13 protein-coding genes are annotated in these 15,035 nt (G+C 63.6%); 4 read left to right on the forward strand and 9 right to left on the reverse strand.

The window, feature by feature from the left end; translation table 11 throughout:
- Positions 1 to 26 precede the first annotated feature (26 nt).
- Positions 27 to 1,013 carry a dihydroxyacetone kinase subunit DhaK gene (dhaK, locus tag DBIPINDM_RS13430; protein ID WP_258587707.1) on the forward strand — a complete coding sequence of 329 codons (987 nt, stop codon included), beginning with the start codon at positions 27 to 29 and terminating at the stop codon, positions 1,011 to 1,013.
- A gap of 64 nt (positions 1,014 to 1,077) precedes the next feature.
- Positions 1,078 to 2,106, forward strand: coding sequence for a nucleotidyltransferase family protein (locus tag DBIPINDM_RS13435; RefSeq protein ID WP_258587708.1), 1,029 nt, complete (start codon positions 1,078 to 1,080; stop codon positions 2,104 to 2,106).
- A gap of 79 nt (positions 2,107 to 2,185) precedes the next feature.
- Here DBIPINDM_RS13435 and DBIPINDM_RS13440 read toward each other — a convergent pair whose 3' ends face one another.
- The 4 genes from DBIPINDM_RS13440 to DBIPINDM_RS13455 form a co-directional block, all read right to left on the reverse strand.
- Positions 2,186 to 3,172: a serine kinase gene (locus DBIPINDM_RS13440; RefSeq protein WP_258587709.1), complete on the reverse strand. Its 987-nt coding sequence runs from the start codon at positions 3,170 to 3,172 to the stop codon at positions 2,186 to 2,188.
- Entirely contained in the window at positions 3,169 to 3,603 is a 435-nt protein-coding gene (locus tag DBIPINDM_RS13445) for a lasso peptide biosynthesis B2 protein (protein ID WP_258587710.1), read from the reverse strand. The genes DBIPINDM_RS13440 and DBIPINDM_RS13445 overlap by 4 nt, the downstream gene beginning before the upstream one ends.
- Positions 3,604 to 3,609: 6 nt before the next feature.
- On the reverse strand, positions 3,610 to 3,906 hold the full coding sequence (locus tag DBIPINDM_RS13450; protein ID WP_258587711.1) for a PqqD family protein: 297 nt from the start codon (positions 3,904 to 3,906) through the stop codon (positions 3,610 to 3,612).
- 547 nt (positions 3,907 to 4,453) lie between these two features.
- Complete coding sequence (locus DBIPINDM_RS13455) at positions 4,454 to 5,299, reverse strand: DUF2259 domain-containing protein (RefSeq protein WP_258587712.1); 846 nt, start codon at positions 5,297 to 5,299, stop codon at positions 4,454 to 4,456.
- Between the two features lie 155 nt (positions 5,300 to 5,454).
- Here DBIPINDM_RS13455 and DBIPINDM_RS13460 point away from each other — a divergent pair, with 155 nt between their 5' ends.
- Both DBIPINDM_RS13460 and DBIPINDM_RS13465 read left to right on the forward strand, forming a co-directional pair.
- Positions 5,455 to 7,362: a propionyl-CoA synthetase gene (locus tag DBIPINDM_RS13460; protein ID WP_258587713.1), complete on the forward strand. Its 1,908-nt coding sequence runs from the start codon at positions 5,455 to 5,457 to the stop codon at positions 7,360 to 7,362.
- A 133-nt stretch (positions 7,363 to 7,495) separates the two neighbouring features.
- The gene (locus tag DBIPINDM_RS13465) at positions 7,496 to 8,578 is read left to right on the forward strand and encodes an acyltransferase family protein (RefSeq protein WP_258587714.1); all 1,083 of its coding nucleotides are present in this window, start codon (positions 7,496 to 7,498) and stop codon (positions 8,576 to 8,578) included.
- 59 nt (positions 8,579 to 8,637) lie between these two features.
- Here the strand turns inward: DBIPINDM_RS13465 and DBIPINDM_RS13470 are convergent, their stop codons facing one another.
- The 5 genes from DBIPINDM_RS13470 to DBIPINDM_RS13490 form a co-directional block, all read right to left on the reverse strand.
- On the reverse strand, positions 8,638 to 11,025 hold the full coding sequence (locus DBIPINDM_RS13470) for a polysaccharide biosynthesis tyrosine autokinase (RefSeq protein WP_258587715.1): 2,388 nt from the start codon (positions 11,023 to 11,025) through the stop codon (positions 8,638 to 8,640).
- Positions 11,026 to 11,163: 138 nt separating this feature from the next.
- A complete protein-coding gene (locus DBIPINDM_RS13475; RefSeq protein ID WP_258587716.1) occupies positions 11,164 to 12,060 on the reverse strand; it encodes a UTP--glucose-1-phosphate uridylyltransferase in 897 nt (298 codons plus the stop codon).
- A gap of 74 nt (positions 12,061 to 12,134) precedes the next feature.
- Complete coding sequence (locus DBIPINDM_RS13480; protein ID WP_258587717.1) at positions 12,135 to 13,103, reverse strand: glycosyltransferase family 2 protein; 969 nt, start codon at positions 13,101 to 13,103, stop codon at positions 12,135 to 12,137.
- Positions 13,093 to 14,043, reverse strand: coding sequence for a glycosyltransferase (locus tag DBIPINDM_RS13485; protein WP_258587718.1), 951 nt, complete (start codon positions 14,041 to 14,043; stop codon positions 13,093 to 13,095). The genes DBIPINDM_RS13480 and DBIPINDM_RS13485 overlap by 11 nt, the downstream gene beginning before the upstream one ends.
- Positions 14,043 to 15,032 (reverse strand): glycosyltransferase family 2 protein, encoded by a 990-nt coding sequence (locus DBIPINDM_RS13490; RefSeq protein ID WP_258587719.1) that lies wholly within the window; start codon positions 15,030 to 15,032, stop codon positions 14,043 to 14,045. The genes DBIPINDM_RS13485 and DBIPINDM_RS13490 overlap by 1 nt, the downstream gene beginning before the upstream one ends.
- Positions 15,033 to 15,035 lie beyond the last annotated feature (3 nt).

A 15,035-nucleotide genomic window follows, 5' to 3' on the forward strand; every position in this document is an offset into this window, starting at 1 on the left:
GTTGCCGGGCTGTTTGGGAGGACGCCATGAAGAAATTTATGAACGCGGTGGACACGGTGCTGACCGAGAGCCTCGACGGTTTCGTGGCCGCCCATGCCGATATCCTGGTGCTTGGCGAGGAGCACAAATTCGTCCGCCGCAAGACCTTGCGGCCGGGCAAGGTGGCGCTGATCTCCGGCGGTGGCTCCGGCCATGAGCCGCTGCATGGCGGCTTTGTCGGCCACGGCATGCTGGACGCCGCCTGCCCGGGCCAGGTGTTCACCTCGCCGACGCCGGACCAGATGCTGGCGGCGGCTCAGGCCGTCGACACCGGCGCAGGCTGCCTGTTCATCGTCAAGAATTACGAGGGCGATGTGATGAACTTCGACATGGCGGCGGAAATGTCTGATGGCGTCCTGCAGGTGGTGACCAATGACGACGTCGCCGTCGAGAATTCATCCTATACGACCGGCCGACGTGGCGTCGCCGGCACGCTGGTGGTGGAAAAGATCGTCGGAGCGGCGGCCGAGCATGGCCTGGTGCTGAAGCCGTTGAAGGCGCTGGGCGAACGCGTCAACGCTGCCACCCGCTCGATGGGTGTGGCGCTGACCAGTGGCACTGTACCGGCCGCCGGCAAGCCGACCTTTGACATCGGTGACGGTGAAATGGAATTCGGCGTCGGTATCCATGGCGAACCCGGTCGCCGCCGCGACGCCTTGAAGAGCGCTGACGCGATTGCCGAGGAGATCTGCGCCGCGATCCTGGGCGATCTCGGTGACAGGGCGAAGGGTCCGGCGCTGCTGTTCGTCAACGGCTTCGGCGGCACGCCGCTGATGGAGCTCTATCTGATGTACAACAGCGCGCGAAGAATTTTAGAGAAGCACGGCGTGACGGTAACCCGCTCGCTGGTCGGTAGCTATGTCACCTCACTCGACATGGCCGGCTGCTCGATCACGCTGACCATGCTCGATGACGAGATGACCGGGTGGTGGGACGCGCCTGTCCACACGGCGGCATTGCGCTGGGGCATGTGAGGCTGGCTTCGTCCACGCTTTTCTGCAACCATTCCGGACAATCCACGCAACATTTGTCCGGTTGATGCTGCAATCCCTCACCTCCGCTGAAGAAAGACTGCTGCTGCGCTTTGCCGATCCGGAGGCTGCGGCAGTCGGCGAAGAATTGTCGGCAAAGGCTCTGTCGGCGCTGCTCGACAATGCCGAATTCCACGGCATCCTGCCGATCATGCTGCGCAAATTGCAGGAGCGTGGCGACGTGCATCTGCCGCCGGACGCCGGCTTGCGGGAGAAGCTATACGAGCTGCGCCAGAAAGCGACGATCGCGACCGGCCAGTCGATGCTGCTGCAATATCATGGCGACCGGATCATGAAGGGGATGGCGGCGCAAGGCATTCCGGCACGGATCGTCAAGGGACCGGTCTTCGCGCGAAAGCTCTATCGAAACGTATCCGACCGGCCGTTCACCGATATCGACATCCTGGTCGAGCCCGCCAATCTGGCGCGGGCAAACCAGGTGATCGCGGCATGCGGTTTCGAGCTCGGCAGCAATGAGGCCGAATCCTACCAGCTGCAGGAATTCAAATGGCTGGAAAAGGAGAATTCCAGCCTGCTGGTCGAGTTGCATGGCGACCTGGTGCATGACACGGGCATGCGGCGGCGCCTGTCTCTGGGATTCCGCGAACTGGGCATTGTCGACGGCGATGCGACGGACACGCCGGCAGCGCTTCTGACGATCGCCATCGTGCACGCCGCCGGTGGCCACAAATTCCACCGGCTGCAGCTTTGCGTCGATGTGCTGCAAGGGGTGCGGGCGCTGCAATCAGCCGAATCGGAAACCCGCCTGCTCGACGCCGCCCGCATGACCGGTATCGAGCTCGAACTGGCGATCGTGCTCAATGTGACCGGCGAGTTGTTCGGCGAGGACCGCTCGCTTGAACTCGCCGGCCGGATCAAGCCGGACCTGTCGATACGGCTGGCCAAACGGCTGATCACGACGAACACGCTGCTCCGGGTCAATTCCCGGGAGAAGATCGGCTCGCGCCTGCGCCGCGATGCCTTCCGCTGGATCCAGCGGCTGGCGAAGGCGAGAGCAATTCCAGGAAAAGTGTGAAACGGTTTTCCGTCCGGAATTGCGTCTAACTCCGGAATTGCGTCTAACAAGGAAGACGTACGCCGCCTGAACCTCCGGTTCAGCCCTGCTCGGTCAATGTAGCGATGATCAGCGCTGCCGCGTCGGCAGGGCGTACGCCCACTTCCAGCGTGAGGGTCGGCACAGAGGAGACCAGTCTGCCGATCGTCGCCAGCCGGCGCTTCTGCAGCGGCAGCAGGCCGGTCATGCCGGTGCGGACATTGTCCATCGCCAGCGCCACCATCGCGTCGGTCCGGGCCATGGGCACGAGCCGGGTTTCCCTGTCGGCGGAGCGCGCCAGGTGCAGCAAGGCCGCCACCGGCCGGGCGATCGGGCTTTCGATGCGGACGATCTCGCTCAACCGCTCCAGCGAAACGGCCTGTTCGCCATTCCTGTCCCATGACGGGCCAAGGCAGGGCGACACTTGCGGGATCATTTCGGCGGTCTTCTGGTGGATCTTGACGTGGCGCGGCAGACCCCAGGCCAGGGGCTTGTCCGAGGCCGGGTTCAGGATCATGGCATCGTCGGAGCATAGGCCAAAGCCTTGTGTTGCCAGCGCCAGCGAGGTCGTGGTCTTGCCGGTGCCGCTCGGCGCATGGATCAGCACGACGGCATCGTGGCCCGGCAACGTCAGCCCGGCCGTGTGCAGCATATGCTGGCCGCCGGCGTCGAGTGCGGCGTCCAGCACCAGCATCGACGGCGTCCAGGCGGTTTTGGCACCAGGGCGAACCCGCAATTCAGCCCAACCTTCCTCGTCATTGATGGCAACGGTCTGGCGCCCGGGAAAGACGAGATGGGTGGTGCTGCCGTCGGTCACCATCCGGCAATAGCCGTCTTCCGGTATCTCGCCGTCGAAGACGAGCAATCCGCCGGGTGCCTCGTCCAGAACATCCGCCTCGGTGATATCGAGGCGAAAGCCCGGCTTGACGGCGCCTTCGATGCGCAGGATGCCCAGCATCCTGTCGAAATCCTGCCACAGCTCGGGGCGTTCGGCTGATATGCCGAGGACCTGGCCGTTGAGGCCATAGCATGCTGAAGGCCTGGTCAAGCTGGGCGCGCCTTTGAGGCATCGGCATGATGGCGATAGATCTCGACCATGCCAGGAAGGCTGTCACTGACCACCGGCCTGCCGTCGAGGCAGACCCAGCAATGCGCCGAGACGCGTGGCGTCTGCAGCGACTTCGGATCGACGCCGAAACGCAGTTCCGGATCGAAGCCGGCGAGGCGCAGGAAACGATGGCCGAGCAGGCCTTCGCGCAGGCATCTGCGGTCACGCATCAGCCAGGGGTGGCGCACGGCTCGGTTGACGCGGGCGACTATGTAGGCGGCGGGCAGGCCGCGATAGGGTGTCGAGGAGGCGAGCGGAGCCCATTTCAGCACGTCCTCGAAGCTGCGCTTGGCAATGAGGGCCGGCATCAGCCGCGCGCTTGCCCAGAGATGGCAGCGAAACAGGGCACGCAGGAGCGGACCGTCAGCCATCAAGCCTTACCTTTGGCCATCAAGCGCCTGGGCGGCCAGGATGCCTTCCAAGACCAGATCGGCGGCCAGTGCCGACATGTCCTCATCGAGCGTATCCTTGTCGACCTCGAACTCCGCGCAAAGCAGGCCGACGATCTGATCGAGGCTGCGCGCGCCATCCACCTTGTCGAGAAAGGCTTCGGTCGTGCCGTTGCAGGTATAAAGCTGGCCGCTGCGCGCCAGAAGCACGACGGCGCCGTCGCCAACATGCTGGACCGAGGCGTCGTCCGCCAGCCGCAAAATCGTTCCAGAGACAATTTCCATCACCAACCCCAACAAGCCTGCAAGAACCCCGAAATGAGATAGCGCGGTGGTGCGGCGCTGTCTATCGGCCGGCCGGGAGATGGCCCACGCTGCTTTGCCTTTGCGACGGAGTCCTGCCGATCGCAGAAAGCAGCCTCAACTGCTCCCGGCCGAAAACCGTCCCAGAAATAGTCGTCGCGATGACGCCCTAGGCAAGTGTGTTGACGGGCCGGACAGTTGCATTTCTTCCCCTAAGTAAGGTAAGGACTCCCGGGGTTTTGGGGAGATAGCGTATGCGTTACAACTGGGAGCGGGCTCCGACGACTTTCGGACGTCATCGGAAAACCCTGGCGGCAGCCATTTTGATCTTTGGCGGCGTAGGCCTCATGCTTGTGGCCCTGCCGATCTAGCGCGATCGACATTTATCCAATGAATACCGTTCGTCAGAGCAATTCCAGGAAAAGTGGGGACCGGTTTTCCGTCCGGAATTGCGTAAAAACAAAGAGTTAGAGAGGGTCGCCGTTTCCGTGAAACGGTGAACCTCTCTTGACGGCTATCGACCGGCCTCTCAGCGGGGCTGGCCGGTCACGGCAAGGAAGCGGCGGTCGCGCCCTTCAAAGCCCTGGCTGAAGCGCTGTACCAGCACGACAATCACCGCCGGTTTGCCGGATGGTGTGTATTCATAGGATTCCGACAGGCTGTAAGAGGTCGGGCAATTTCTCGAGCCCGGCACGGCCTTGTCTTCATGCAGGGTCCTGAACGGCTTGCCGTCCTGTCCCTGCAGCGTCAGCCGGAAGCCGAGCGCCTTGCCAGTCTTGTCCCCCTGAAGTGTCTTGTTACCCTGTGCCTGGTCGCCTTGCTGCGCTTCTTCGAAACTCGCTGAACAATCGGTCGTGCTGGCGGCCAGGATCTGGTCCAGCTGGATCATCGAAACCTCGGTCTCGTCGTAGAGCGGCGAAAGCCATTTCTGCGACACCTGTTCGAGACGGGAAATGTCGGCGTAGGCAACCATCTCGCCCGGAAAGGTGAACTTGTCGGAAGCCGTCTGCTTGCCGCGCGATGCGATGGCATATTTGGCAAGGATGGGTTTTGCCTTCGCGGCCGCTTGCGCCCTCGCCTGTTCAAGCGTCAGCGTCGTCTCCTCGGATTCGTCGACAACCAGGATCGGCTTGCCGCCGACGAATTCGTCGGTGCGCGTGTCGATGATATCGATCTCAGAATAGCCGGAAGCCGAGGCGCCGGCATCGAGCTGGCCATATTGCTCGAAGGCGAAAGTGCTGCCATCGGGCGAGAAGCCGATGATGCGCCTTGCCGCGGCGTCTCCGGCCAGAGCGGTTGCGGTGGAGATCGCGAACACTGTGCCGATCGTCAGCGCAAACACCGGTTTTGCCATGATCGACACTGGCTGGCGCATTGTTCAGATCCTCCCCCGAGAAGACTTCACTTCACGACACGGCGCGCCAGGGGTCAAGCCGGGACCGGTTCAGACGAAAATCAGGGAAGACAGCGCCGGAAAAAACAGCATAGGCTGTTGGCAAAGACGGCAAATGGTTCCTGGGGAGGTTACGGATGGCTTCACGCTATCACGAGGTCTATGACGGCTGGAAACGCGACCCGGAACAATTCTGGGCGGACGCGGCCGTCGCCATCGACTGGTATTCGCCCTGGGACAAGGTGTTCGATGCCACCGCCGGCGTCTACGGGCGCTGGTTCGCAGGTGCGACCTGCAACACCTGCTACAACGCGATCGACCGGCATGTCGCCGGCGGGCGCGCCGACCAGATCGCGCTGATTTATGACAGCGCCATCACCGGAACGGTGAAAAAATTCACCTATGCCGAGCTGAAGCGCGAGGTGGTGGCGCTGACTTCGGTGCTGAAGAACCGTGGCGTCGGCAAGGGCGACCGCGTCATCATCTACATGCCGATGGTGGCGGAGGCGGCCATCGCCATGCTCGCCTGCGCCCGCATCGGCGCGGTGCATTCGGTCGTCTTCGGCGGCTTTGCCTCGCATGAATTGGCCACCCGCATCGATGACGCAAAACCGAAGCTGATCATCTCGGCATCCTGCGGCCTCGAGCCGGGCCGGATCGTTGCCTACAAGCCGCTGCTCGACAGAGCGATCGAGATGTCCCGCCACAAGCCTGACGCCTGCCTGATCCTGCAGCGCGACCAGCTGCGCTGCGACCTGAAAGACCATTTCGACATCGACTATGCCGATGCCGTTGCGCGCGAGCGGGCGGCCGGCGCCAATGTCGACTGCGTGCCGGTGCTGGCCACCGATCCGCTCTACATCATCTATACGTCAGGCACGACCGGCCAGCCCAAGGGCATCGTGCGCGACAATGGCGGCCACATGGTCGCGCTGAAATGGACGATGGAAAACGAGTTCGGCGTCAAACCGGGCGAAGTGTTCTGGGCGGCGTCCGATGTCGGCTGGGTGGTCGGCCATTCCTACATTGTCTACGGCCCGCTGCTGCATGGCTGCACCAGCATCCTGTTCGAAGGCAAGCCGATCGGCACGCCGGATGCCGGCACCTACTGGCGGGTCATCTCGGACCATGGCGTGGTCGCGCTGTTCACCGCGCCGACGGCCTTTCGCGCCATCAAGGGGCAGGATCCCAAGGGGGAATTCGTTCCCACATATGATTTGTCGAAATTCCGCACGCTGTTCCTCGCCGGCGAGCGCGCCGACCCCGAAACCATCAAATGGGCGGAGCAGAAGCTGGATGTGCCGGTGGTCGACCATTGGTGGCAGACCGAGACCGGTTCGCCGATGACCATCAATCCCGCCGGGCTTGGCCTGCTGCCGGTGAAGTACGGCTCGCCCGGCGTGCCGATGCCCGGCTACGACATCCGCGTGCTCGACGATGCCGGCCACGAGGTGCCGCGCGGGACACTGGGCAATGTGGTGGTGAAATTGCCGCTACCGGCCGGCTGTCTGCCGACGCTGTGGAACGCCGACCAACGGTTCCGCCAAGCTTATCTCGATGAGTTTCCCGGCTTCTACAAGACCGCCGATGCCGGCATGATCGACGAGGATGGCTATCTCTATGTGATGGCGCGCACCGACGACATCATCAATGTCGCCGGCCACCGGCTGTCGACCGGCGCCATGGAAGAGGTGCTGGCCGCCCATCCCGATGTCGCCGAATGCGCTGTCGTCGGCATCGCCGATGCGATGAAAGGCCAAATTCCGCTTGGCTTCGTGGTGCTGAACGCCGGTGTCACGCGCGACGGCAGCGCCATCGAGAAGGAGGTCGTCGCGCTGGTGCGCGAGCGCATCGGGCCCGTCGCGGCCTTCAAGACTGTGGTGACGATCAAGCGCCTGCCCAAGACGCGGTCGGGAAAGATCCTGCGCGGCACCATGCAGAAGATCGCCGACAAGGAAGAGTGGACGATGCCGGCGACCATCGACGACCCGGCCATCCTCGACGAGATTACCGCGGCGATGAAGGCGCGCGGGATCGGCGTTTGAGGTCAATGCGGCGAGTGGTTCCGAGCAGTCTTTCCTCGCCGGTTGGCCAATCTTGACCGGCAAGCAATACTTTTATTGTGCAATGCAGCAAGCCACCCTACAGTGAGGGCGGGGGGCCATCCGACGGTGCGGTATGGCTCAGCAGAAAATTACGTTTGGCGGCGTCGACATCCTTCGCTTTCTCGCCGCCGTGCTTGTGATGGTCTACCACTATGGCTTCTGGGTGTGGGCCTATCCCGATGGCATCTCGGCGCAGGCCACGGGTGGTGTTCCCCCGCAACCTGATATAGGCGCCTGGGTCGGGTCAGGCTGGGTTGGCGTCGAGATATTCTTCGTCATCAGCGGTTTCGTCATCGCCTTCAGCGCCGAAAAATCGACGCCGCTGCGGTTCTTCGAAGCCAGGGGGAAGCGACTGGCGCCAGCCGTCTGGATCTGCGCGCCGGTGACCGCTGTGCTTTTGCTGCTCATCGGCCTGAGCTGGCCGACCGATGCAGTGGTCAGGCTGGTCCGGACCGGCCTGTTCGCGCCCTATGGTCCCTGGGTGGACAGCGTCTACTGGACACTCGGCATCGAGATCGCCTTCTACGCCATCGTCTGGATCCTGCTGCAGCTTGGCCGCTTCCATCTGATGGAAGCGGTTGCCATCGCCATCGGCCTGGTCAGCACGCTGTTCTGGTGCCTCTATTATCCGCTCGGCTGGGCCGACTTCGCCGAAACGCGCTGGCTGCAGCTCACTTTGGTGCATCATGGCTGCTTCTTTGCGGTCGGCGTGCTGCTCTGGCTGATGCGGTTCAAGGCGCTGACGGTGCCTCGCCTTGGCTTCTGCCTGCTGTTCCTCGGCGGCGGCGTGCTGCAGATCGCCAGTTCGGTCGACGTCCACAGCATCAAGGTCGATGCCGTGATGCCCTATGCGCCGCCGATCCTGATCTTCCTCGGCGCCATCGCGCTCATGACATGGTCGCTGCGGCTCGACCTCAGCTGGAGCGGCTGGCGCCGGATCGGCTTGATGACCTATCCGCTCTACCTGATCCACGACGTCGTCGGCGCGGCAATGCTCGGGTCAATGGTCGGGGCCGGACTGCCTTATCTCCTGTCGATGGCAGTGATCGGCGCGACCATGATCGCGGCGAGCTGGCTGGTGGCGACGGAAGTCGAACCGCGCATCCGGCTGCTGCTCGACCACACCGTCTTCCGCTACCGGCTCAAGGTAGCGTAAACAATGCCATCGCCAGCCGCGATGATGCGGCTGGCCTCACCAGAAGACGGCGGGATCAATCAGACCGGTGCCTTGCTGCGCACTTCCGACTTGTCGAGATAGTAGCTCGAGTATTTGTCGAAGAATTTCTCCGACGCGCCGAACGATCCGTATCTGGCGAGCTTCTTCAGGTCGACCTTGTTCAGCACCGCGCCAACGATCTTGTTGGCGACATAAGGTTCCGATTCCAGCATCGACCTCACCATGGCGCGTGGCGTGCGGCCCCATTCGGTGACCAGCACGAAGCCGTCGACCAACGGCGCGAAGGCCTTGGCGTCGACCACCGGACCGAGCGGCGGCAGATCGACGACGATGTATTCGAACGTCTCCTTGGCGTTCTCGATGAAGCGCCGCATTCCGGCTGAGGACAAGAGTTCGCTGGTGTGCGAGAAGTTGCCGCGCAGCACGGCGGGGATGATGGCGAGCTTGGTCTGCCGGTCGATCTTGCCGACCGATTGCCAGGTCTGGCCGTTGACCACGGCCTCCATCAGGCCCTGCTCGGCCTCCATGCCGAGGCTGCGGCTGAGGCCCGGATTGCGCAAGTCACCGTCGATGAGCAGCGTCCTGGCGCCGTTGGCGGCAAGCAGCCCGGCGAGATTGGCCGCGACCGTCGACTTGCCTTCGCCGGGAAGGACCGAGATGACGCCGATGACGCGGCTGCTCTGTCCCTCCAGCACGACATCGAAGGCGATCTTGGCGCTGCGCAGCGTTTCGGCGAACATCGATGCCGGAGCGTCGATGCTGACCCGCATGCGCGCGCGCCTTTCAACGGCCGCCGGCGACCTGGCTGTCTTGGCATCCGGCTGAGTCTCGGCCTGCTTGTCCTCCTTGGCGGGCCTGCTGCCGACAGTCGGCAGGTAGCCGAGGAATTTGAGGCCGACGCGGTCGCGTACCTCCTCGCCGGTCCGGAAGAACCGCTCGTTGAATTCGTTGAGGCCGCCGAAGCCGGCACCCATCAGCACACCAAGCACGAGCGAAAGTCCGAGCACGACGATGGTGCGCGGGCTCGAGGCGGACATCGGCGTCGAGGCGTCCGAGATGATGCGGATCTTGCCGACCGGGAAGGATCGCTGCTGCGCGGCTTCCTCGTAGCGGCCGAGGAACGTCTGATAGAGCGTGGTGAGCGCCGTCGCCTTCTGGTCGAGGTCGCGCAACTGGACCTGCGACTGGTTGTCGATGGAGCTCTTGCCCTGTGCGGAGGCGACATTGGCCCTGAGCGCGGTCTCGCGCGCCAGCGCCACTTCATATTCGTTGCGATAGCTTTCGGTGAGCTGCTTCAACTCGCCGAAAATCTGCGCCGATATGTCGGCCTTTTCCTTGGCCAGCGCCACGGCTTGGGGATGATCGGGGCCGAAATTCGCCTCGACATCCTGCTGCCGCTTGGCGACCGTGAGGTAGCGGGTCTTGAGCGCCGAAATGACCGAGCTGCTCGGCTGGTCCGCCGATATGGCGGCGTCCTTGAACGCATTGTCGGAGCCGCCGTCGACGATCGACTTGTATTGCTGGTAGCGGGCGCTGGCGCGCGCGGTGTCGGCCTGCGCCACGATGAGCTGGGCGTTGAGGTCGGCAAGCTGCTTGTCGCTCATCAGCTGGCCGTCGCTGTTGGCGGACAGGCCGTGTTCGGCCCTGAATTTCTCGACCGCAAGCGATGCCTGCTGCGAGCTTTCGCGCAGTTCCGTCAGGCGGCCCTGCAACCAGACCGCCGCGCGCTCGGTGGCGTCGAAGCTGGCATCGAGCTGATCGGCAAGATAGGCGTCGGCATAGGCCTTGGTGATGGCTTTCGCCAGTCCCGGATCCGTCGCCTGATAGCCAAGCGCGATGACGTAGCTTCGTCCGACACGATCCGCCCGGATCTCGTTCTGCAGCTTGAGGATCGCGTAGTCGCGGCGAGACGCGGCGATCAGCGCATCGCGGGTGGCGGGGTCGAGCTTGCTGATGTCACCCATGCCCGGCATGGGCGCGCTGGGGTGGGCGTACTGGATCAGGCCGCGGATCAGGCCGACGCCCTGGGCAAGGGCGGACTGCGGCGGGTTCATGAACGCATCGCTCTGGTCGAGCTTGAGCTTGTCGACAACCACCGCGGCAAGCCGCGTCGAAGTCAGGATCTCGATCTGGCTCAGAATGGCGGAATCGGTCTGCATGGTCGTCGACGCCGCCGAGATGTCGTCGACGATCTTGTTCAGGCCTTCGTCGATCAGCACGCTTGAGATCGACACATATTTGGGCGGCGTTGTCTGCAGATAGAGCATGCCCAGGAAGAGACCGATGGCGGCGCACACGGCAACCACCTTGGCCTGCCGCGCAGCCATGCCAAGCAGCCGCTCGATATCGATGAAGTCTTCGCCGTTTCCTGCGTCCGAATTCGGCAATGGCATCCTCTTGTCGAGAGGAAAGTTGGCATAATTCATCGTCGGTCCAATTCTAGCTTACAGGCGCCTCGAAGATCGGGAGCATTGCCAAGAAACAATGCAAGCTTCGTGCCAGACGGCGGGGACCTGTCGGCCCCTCGCCGCCAGCCATCCAGCAATACTCCCGAAAGATGGGCATTATGCGGCTTCTTCCTGGCGTTCATGCGACCGGACGAACTCCTGAAGCATCTCGAAAACCGGGCCCTTCATGTCGTTGCGCGCCAGCGCAAAGGCGATGTTGGCCTGGATGAAGCCTTCCTTGGAGCCGCAGTCGAACATGCGGCCCAGGAAAGGCTGGGCGAAGAATGGCTGGTCCTTCGACAGGCGGACCATGGCGTCCGTCAGCTGGATCTCATTGCCGGCGCCACGCTGCTGATTGCCCAGCAGCGCGAAGATCTCGGGCTGGAGGATGTAGCGGCCGTTGATATAGAAATTCGACGGCGCGTTTGCCGGGGCCGGCTTTTCGACCATGGCCGTGACCTCGAAACCGCCACCAATATCGGCGCCGCGGCCGACAATGCCGTATTTGTTGGTCTCGCTCGGATCGCAACGCTCGACGGCGATGACGTTGCCACCGGTCTCGGCGTAGAGGTCGGTGATCTCGGCCAGGCAGCCGCGCCCGCCGAAGGAGACCATATCAGGCAAAAGCAAGGCGAAAGGCTCGTCGCCGATGACCTCGCGGGCGCACCAGACGGCGTGGCCGAGGCCCTGCGGCGACTGCTGGCGAATGAAGGAGGTGGCGCCGGCCACCGGCAGCATGCTTTCGAGCGCCTCCAGCTGGGTCTTCTTGCCAGTCTGCTCCAGGGTGCCGATCAATTCCGGATGCAGGTCGAAATAGTCCTCGATGACCGCCTTGTTGCGGCCGGTCACGAACACGATGTGCTCGATGCCGGCTTCGAAGGCCTCGTCCACCGCATATTGCACGACAGGCCTGTCGACGACGGGAAGCATTTCCTTCGGCATCGACTTGGTCGCCGGCAGGAACCGTGTTCCAAGCCCCGCCACCGGTATCACGGCCTTCCTGATTTTCTTCATCGCAAATTCCTTCTGAGGAGATCGACTGCAGTTCCTTCACAGGCCACGAAAAATCCCTCCATGTGCCTGCATCTTCACCTCCCCACCCCCACGGCAAACTGTGCCGCTACTCGTCGCAACCGCACGGCGATCGGCATGCCCATATGCCTGACCGCCGCCGGGTCGCTGAGCGCTGTCCGGATCGCCTTGAGCGGGGACCGCGCCTTGATGTGCTGGACCATCGCCAGGAAGGAAGCCGCCTTGCGCAGGCTGCGGCCGCGCCGGGCAAAGGCCGCCTGGGCTGCCTCATCCATCCGATGGGTTTGAGCGAATACGGCATCCGCCTTGCGCATCGCTTCGACATGGTGAAGCTCGAGCACACGCGAGATGGAGCCGCTGCGGATATGATAGGCGTAGCCGATCTCCGGCTCGACCACGCATCTGCCGCCCTTGGCGAGCGCGTCGGCAAACAGGATGTAGTCCTCGCCGATCCTCAGTTTCTCATCATAGCGAAGCCGGTTCTCGTCCAGGAACCGGCGCTGGAAGATCGGCTTGAGGTAGCCAAGGTTGAATTTCGATTCGAAGACGATGTTGCCGGCGATGTAGGTGGCCAGCGAAATCTCGCGCAGACCTTCCAGATACTGCCGCGGGAACATCGCATCCTCGACCACGCCGTCCTCGCGGACGACCTGGAGGTTGTCGACGGCGATCTGGGCATCCGCGCTCTCAGCACGATCGATCATGGCGGCGATGCGGCCGGGAAAGACGGCGTCGTCGGAATCGAGAACCGCGATCCACCTGCCGCGGGCGACGTCGAGCCCGGCATTCCTGGCGCCGCCGGGACCACGATTCTTGGCCAGGGCGACGACACGCACAACGTCCTGCGGATAGGCCCGCGCCACATCGAGCGTGGCGTCGCGCGACTGGTCGTCGACGACGATGATCTCGACGCTGACACCCTTCTGCGCGATGGCGCTGGCGATCGCCCGATCGAGCGTCGCCTCGGCATTGTAGGCGGCAATGACAAAGGAAACATCGGGGACCAAGGAGACGTCAGGCTGCACGCTTGCCTCCTACCTGCGGTGAGGATTGGCCGTAGAGGCGGATTTCGCGGATGCCGACAAGACCGCTGACGACGCCGACATGCATGATGCCGCGCAGCACGCTGCGGTTCCTGCGCACCGGGCTGGCGACGACGGGAAGGGCCGCGGCGAAACAAAAGGCTGCCTTCGCCGAGGCCAGGCCAACATGCGTGATCAGCCCGATGCCACGCGCATTGCTGCCTAAGAGGTGACCATGCGTCTGACCGACGCGAAAACGGCGGCGGCCGAGCCAGTCGAACGCCGCCCTTGAGCGCGGCACCACCTCGTCCACCCAGGCCTCTTGAGCGAAGGCAATGCGACCGCCGGCCTTGACCATCTGATCGAAGAACTCGGTGTCCTCGCCGCCGGTCTGGCCGCGCGCCAGGCTGAAGCGGCGGCCGCGCAGGCTGTCCGATCCCATGCGCAGCAGCACGTTGCAGGTGTAGCCGGTGCGGATCTCGCCGCCCACCCAGACCGGCAAGGTCGAGTGGAAATCGCCGCGCCGCATCCATTCGGGTGCATCCGGACGGTAGAGCGCCCGGACCGGGCCGAGCACGGCTGTTGCGCCACTGTCCTCAGCCGTCGCCACCAGTTCGGCCAGCCAACGGGCGGAGGCAGTCTCGTCGTCGTCGATGAAAGCGAGGAAATCCGCCTCGCTGGCATCGAGGCACGCGTTGCGGGCGACCGAGATGTTGCGCGCGGGCGCATGCCGGTAGCGGACCGGCAATTTCAACTCCTGCGACAGCGCCGTCACCAGCGCCTGGGCGCTTGGCGTGTCGTCATTGTCGGCGACAATGACGCTGATATCAAACCCTGCCGGCATCTCCATGGCGGCAAGCGAGCGCAGCGTGTCGGCCAGCTCCGACCGGCGGAACGTGCAGACGCCGATATCGATGCTGCGGTTCTTGGTCTGAACCGCCATCACGCCACCCCGCGTCGCGCGCCGAGGCCGAGAAGCTGCAGCCAGAAGCCGACGGACCAGCCGAAATGCATGACCATGGCCGAGACGCCGGCCAGCGCGATACCGGCATTGCGCTGGCGAATGGCCGTCACCAGGCCGTAGCCCAGGCATACTGCCGCCCAGATCAGCAACGGCACCGCCGCGATCCAGTGCACGAAGGAGAAGGCCGCGAGCAGAACCACCGGGAAGACCGCGAGCGGCACCATCTGCCTAACCTTCGGGATGACGCGGTGTTTCAGCACATTCTTGGCGCGGCCGCGGCCATAGCCGAGATACTGGAAATAGAGACCTTTGAGCGAGGCGCGCGGATAGTAGACCATCTGCGTCTTGCCGCTCATCCAGACCTTGTAGCCGGCCTGCCGCAGCCGGTAGTCGAGCTCGGCATCCTCATTATGGCTGAAGGTTTCGTCATAGCCACCGACTGCGCCGAAGGCCGATATCCGCATCAGCGCGTGATGGCCATGGTCGACCCATTCACCAGAGGAGAGGTGACGATGCTTGGAGCCACCGGTGCCGAGTTTCGAATTCTGCGCCGCCGCAACCGATTTCTGCACCGCGCCGTTGCCGCTGGTCAGCATCGAAACGACGACCGAATCGGCTGATGTGGCCATTGCTTCCTCAAGCAGCCGGTCGCAATAATCGTCGGGATAGCCGCCATGCGCGTCGATGCGGATGAGATAGTCCGCGCCTTCACCGTACGTGCCGACGGCGAGATTGATCGCCGCGCTCTGGATGCGCCGCTTGTTGTGAAGCAGGATAACGCGCGCATCCTTCGCGGCGATCTGCTCGACAATGGCCAGCGTGCCGTCGGTGCTGCCGCCATCGGCGACGATAATCCTGGCGCCAAGCCTTTCAGCAGCGGGCCGCAATTGATCGAGCAGCGTACCGATATGGGCTGCCTCGTTCAGGCAAGGGATCACGATCAGGCTGGAGGGAAGCGCTTGCGTCATCGG

Origin of the sequence: Mesorhizobium sp. AR02, from assembly GCF_024746835.1 — a bacterium.
GTDB lineage: Bacteria > Pseudomonadota > Alphaproteobacteria > Rhizobiales > Rhizobiaceae > Mesorhizobium.